This window comes from Candidatus Electronema sp. TJ, assembly GCF_048287355.1.
Taxonomy (GTDB): domain Bacteria; phylum Desulfobacterota; class Desulfobulbia; order Desulfobulbales; family Desulfobulbaceae; genus Electronema.
Genome location: NZ_JBLWEP010000086.1, coordinates 1 through 4,126, shown reverse-complemented (window position 1 = coordinate 4,126; position 4,126 = coordinate 1). Strand labels below are relative to the sequence as shown.

The 4,126-nt window shown below is 56.4% G+C and carries 5 protein-coding genes; 2 read left to right on the top strand and 3 right to left on the bottom strand.

Translation table 11 applies throughout. The annotated features are described in order from the left end of the window. Window positions 1-456: 456 nt before the first annotated feature. From ACNKID_RS07595 to rpe, 3 genes are read right to left on the bottom strand one after another with little or no spacing between them, the layout of a single operon-like run. Window positions 457-2,064: a glucose-6-phosphate isomerase gene (locus tag ACNKID_RS07595; protein WP_417912839.1), complete on the bottom strand. Its 1,608-nt coding sequence runs from the start codon at window positions 2,062-2,064 to the stop codon at window positions 457-459. Between the two features lie 15 nt (window positions 2,065-2,079). Next, the gene (locus ACNKID_RS07590) at window positions 2,080-2,355 is read right to left on the bottom strand and encodes a hypothetical protein (protein ID WP_417912838.1); all 276 of its coding nucleotides are present in this window, start codon (window positions 2,353-2,355) and stop codon (window positions 2,080-2,082) included. Further along, window positions 2,352-3,017, bottom strand: a complete 666-nt coding sequence (rpe, locus tag ACNKID_RS07585; RefSeq protein WP_417912847.1) for a ribulose-phosphate 3-epimerase — start codon at window positions 3,015-3,017, stop codon at window positions 2,352-2,354. Before rpe ends, ACNKID_RS07590 begins: the two co-directional genes overlap by 4 nt. A gap of 6 nt (window positions 3,018-3,023) precedes the next feature. Here rpe and ACNKID_RS07580 point away from each other — a divergent pair, with 6 nt between their 5' ends. After that, the gene (locus tag ACNKID_RS07580) at window positions 3,024-3,350 is read left to right on the top strand and encodes a hypothetical protein (RefSeq protein ID WP_417912837.1); all 327 of its coding nucleotides are present in this window, start codon (window positions 3,024-3,026) and stop codon (window positions 3,348-3,350) included. Window positions 3,351-3,391: 41 nt separating this feature from the next. Further along, entirely contained in the window at window positions 3,392-3,907 is a 516-nt protein-coding gene (locus ACNKID_RS07575) for an STAS domain-containing protein (RefSeq protein WP_417912836.1), read from the top strand. Window positions 3,908-4,126: the final 219 nt, after the last annotated feature.

The following is a 4,126-nucleotide window of genomic DNA, read 5'->3' as shown; positions in this document are numbered from 1 at the left end:
ATGAAGCGTGATATGAGCCGTTCGATGCGTGGGAAATCCGGCAGAACCCTGCCGCAGCAGCGCGGCCGAGCGGAACAGGAACTCCCTTGATCCTGAGGAGCTTCCTCCCTGCGGCCAGAATGACAGCTTGAAGTGTTCGGCCAGCGGAGGCCGTTGTTGCAGGGACAGTGGTGGTTTTAACATAAGGGCAACAAGTGCTTGTCAATTGATCTGGGTATTCGCCAGACGACGCGCGTGGGGACGAAAAACCTTTCGCCCATGCATCAGCCCGGCACAGCTCAATTCGCGGCTTATGCAAGATGTCTAATCTGCTGGTTGATGGCTCCATCGCCTTGCGCGATGTTTATCGGGCCGCCGCTGCTCTCAAAGCTGTCGCTGTTTAGGCTGCTTTTGTGCGGGAGGGATGCAGCATCAGTTGATGGAGACACCAAAATCCAGCCGGAGCAGACGCAAGCCTTATTTCGGCAAGGCCATGCCCGCTGCTTTCAACAAGCTGCTCTCCGGCGCGTCTGCGCTGAGTTCCTTTTCGCCCGACATTGCCCCAAGCAAACGGTCGGCCAGCACCTTGCCGAGCTGCACGCCTTCTTGGTCAAAGGAATTGATGTTCCAGCAGAAGCCTTGGAAGGCTATGCGGTGTTCGTAGAGGGCAAGCAGCGCGCCCATTGTGTATGGGGTGAGCTGCTCGGCTATCAGCACCAAGTTGGGCCGATTGCCGTTAAAGCGTTTGTTGGGGTTTTCGTGCTCGCGTCCTTGGGCCATTGCCAGCGACTGCGCCAGCATATTGGCCACCAGCTTCTGCTGCGACGTGGTGCCATTCACGGTGATGTCGCTGCCATGCTGCGAACGACGGAAGCCAATGAACTCCGCTGGGACGATCTCCGTTCCTTGGTGGAGCAGCTGATAAAAGGCGTGCTGGCCGTTGGTGCCCGGCTCGCCCCAAACAATAGGGCCAGTCTTCCAAGTCACTGGCGTGCCGGTGCGGCTGACCTGCTTGCCGTTGCTCTCCATGTCGCACTGCTGAAGGTGCGCAGGGAAGCGCAGCAGGGCCTGGCTGTAGGGCAATACGGCCACAGTGTTGCAGCCGAGGAAGTTGCGGTTCCAGATGCCAAGCAATGCCATGAGCAGGGGCAAGTTGTTGCGGATATCAGGTTGCTCGGCGGCCTTGTCCATCTCATGCGCTCCACGCAGCACCTCAATAAAGGCATCATAGCCGAGCGCGAAGCCCAGCGTCACCCCACCCACCATCGAAGTCGCTGAATAACGCCCGCCGATGTAGTCGTACATGTGGAAGGCGGCGAGATAGCGGGCCGGATCATCCATGAGGCTGCCTGCTCCCGTCACTGCGACCATGTGGCGGAGCGGGTTCAGGCCCGCCTTGGCCAAGGCCGTGCGCACCAGCTCTTCGTTGGTGCGGGTCTCCAACGTGGTGCCGCTTTTGGACACCACATTAACCAGCGTGCGGGAGAGATCAAGGCTGGCAAGCACGGCAGCGGCATCATCTGGGTCAACATTGGCGATGAACGCGGCCTTGCGTCCGGGCAGGCGGTATTTCTCCAAGGCCACATACAAAGCGCGGGGGCCAAGATCAGAGCCACCAATCCCCACTTGCAGCATGGTGGTGAATTTCTCGCCTTGAGCATTGCAGATGGTGCCGCTCTCCACGTCCGCGAGAAAGCTCTTCAGGCGGATTAGCTGCTCCTTAGCCTGGGCTGTGGCTTCTGGCGCAAGCGGCGTGTCGCTGAACACGTCCCGGCTGGCTGTGTGCAAGACCTGCCGCTCTTCGCTGGCATGACCGATGATGCGATTCATTACCACGCCGCTCTTCATTGCTTGGAACTGCGCCAGCAGCCCGGCTTCATCAGCCAGCTCCTGCAAGGCAGCCAGCACCGTATCATCAATGCGCTGCGTGGCATAGAGGAGGTCAAAGCCGCAGGCCGAGGTGTGACAGGCAGCAATGCGCTCCGGCGGCAGGCTATCGGGCCGGGCGAGATTGTACGGGTTCCGCGCCAGTTCAGTCAGCCGCTGCACCGCTTTGAGATCAGCAAAGTCCTTCCACGTTGTCATATCCTTCCTCCTTTTTCACCACGCCAGCAAATCCACGGAATAGAGATAGCCGAACGCGGTCAGCGAACCGGCTATGCCCAGCAGCACGTCGTCCCAGCTCCAGAGCTGCTTGCTCCAGAGATCAAGGGCCTCTTTGATCACATTCACCAAGATGCCGGAGCAGTACAGCGGCGGCCAATGCACACCCAGCAGGGTGAGGCTGAAGCCCCAGAAGAAATGCGTCTGGAGGTCGAAGCGGAAGACCCGCATCACCAGCCCGCCCCAGTGCTGATACCGCTCCAGCAGGCTCATCGGAACCCGGCCAGCTCCTTCATCTCCCCGATCACCGCCGCGTAGTCCGGCTGGCCATAGATGGCTGAACCAGCGACAAAGATATTAGCCCCGGCCTCGGCCATTGCCTTGATGGTCTTCGCGCTGATGCCGCCGTCTATCTCTATGCCTGCCCCTGGGTTGACCTCATCCAGCATGGCCCGCAGCTTGCGGCACTTGCCCAGCGTGGAGGGAATGAAGGACTGGCCGCCGAAACCGGGGTTGACGCTCATCAACATGACCAAGTCCACATCTTCCAGCACATACTCCAGCGCAGAAAGCGGCGTGGCCGGGTTGAGCACCGCGCCCGCCTTCTTGCCCAAGCTGCGGATAGCGTGCAGCGTCCGGTGCAGATGCACACAGGCTTCCGCATGGACGGTAATCCAGTCCGCCCCGGCTTCAGCGAAATCCTGGATATATTTGTCCGGGTCAGTGATCATCAGATGCACGTCCAGCGGCAGTTTAGTCGCTTTTCGCGCCGCCTTAACCACCAGCGGGCCAATGGTGATCGCCGGGACAAAGTGCCCGTCCATCACGTCAATATGAATTACTTCAGCCCCGGCTTCCTCCACCGCCTTGATCTCTTCGCCAAGGCGGGAGAAGTCAGCGGAAAGGATGGAAGGGGCAATCATCAGCTGTTTCATCATCATATGTTTCACGCCGCTGCGCGAAGAGCGGACTTTTTCCATGGTTGCAAGGATGCCAGCAAGCCGCAGCATTGCGGCATGAGGAGGTATCAGTTTATCACGGATTGCCTGCTGTCGGCAAGCCTGCTGTCACCTTGCGGCAAAGTGCGTGAAAAACGCCCATATCGTTTTATTTTTAGTAAAAAAATAAACATGGAACAACAGGTATATATAATTTTTTATATCTTTGGAGTAAAATTTTGTATTGCCTTGACTTCTATGCCGCGCTATATTTTTTTTGTTTTTTTCTTATTAGGATGTTGTGAGGAATTTATACCTGTTCAACCTTGACAAGAAGATATTTTTTTTTGTATTCTTAAAAGGAAATAAGAATGAATATCATAAATTGGCTCGGAAACAACATGCTGGCGGGCCGTAACGCGGGTTGCGCCGGGAGAGGAGATATAGAAATGATAATAGAAATTACACCACAACGTGACTGCACTGTAGTCCGCTCAAAGACAGGACGCATGGATGCCGTTGCTGCCGCTTCATTCAGAGAAGCCATGTTCAGGAACAAGGCTGTGCGGCGTGATTGTCCTGTTATTCTTGATCTGCATGGTGTGAACTACATCGACGACAACGGCTTGGGAGCCATTTTGTCAGTCATGCAGGCCATGCAGGAGAAAACCGAGATGCTGCTCTGCGGTGCCGGGGAGAATTTGAAAAAAATATTCCAGCTGACCCGTGTCGACGGTGTTCTGAAGAGCTACGAGAGCTTCGATGAGGCGGAGCAGGAGGCCCGGCGCAGGATTCAGCGTAAACGGGAGGGAGCGGCAGCAGGTGTGCGGAATGCGTCCATGCTTCAGAACATTCTCAGAAGAATCGGAGTCAGCAGCACCAATTGAGTTCTGATCGATCTGCATTTCAGACAGTTCAAGGCAGTCCTTTCGGACTGCCTTTTTTTTGTGGTTGTCAAGACTGTTGTTCTAACCCAAGTTGTGCCCTCTGCTGTTCACGGAAAAGTTTCTTGCGTGTGCCGAGCGGAAAGAGAAGCATAAACCTTATGCGGAAGTTTTTTTGCTCAGCCCAGCCTGAAGCGTCCGCTTTGCCCGCAGGCATGGCTG

What these genes read in the sequence shown, in the direction of transcription:
- ACNKID_RS07580 (WP_417912837.1), top strand. Translation starts at nt 3,024, where the DNA reads ATGTTTCACGCCGCTGCGCGAAGAGCGGACTTTTTCCATGGTTGCAAG.
- ACNKID_RS07590 (WP_417912838.1), bottom strand. Translation starts at nt 2,355, where the DNA reads ATGAGCCTGCTGGAGCGGTATCAGCACTGGGGCGGGCTGGTGATGCGG.
- ACNKID_RS07595 (WP_417912839.1), bottom strand. Translation starts at nt 2,064, where the DNA reads ATGACAACGTGGAAGGACTTTGCTGATCTCAAAGCGGTGCAGCGGCTG.
- ACNKID_RS07575 (WP_417912836.1), top strand. Translation starts at nt 3,392, where the DNA reads ATGAATATCATAAATTGGCTCGGAAACAACATGCTGGCGGGCCGTAAC.
- rpe (WP_417912847.1), bottom strand. Translation starts at nt 3,017, where the DNA reads ATGAAACAGCTGATGATTGCCCCTTCCATCCTTTCCGCTGACTTCTCC.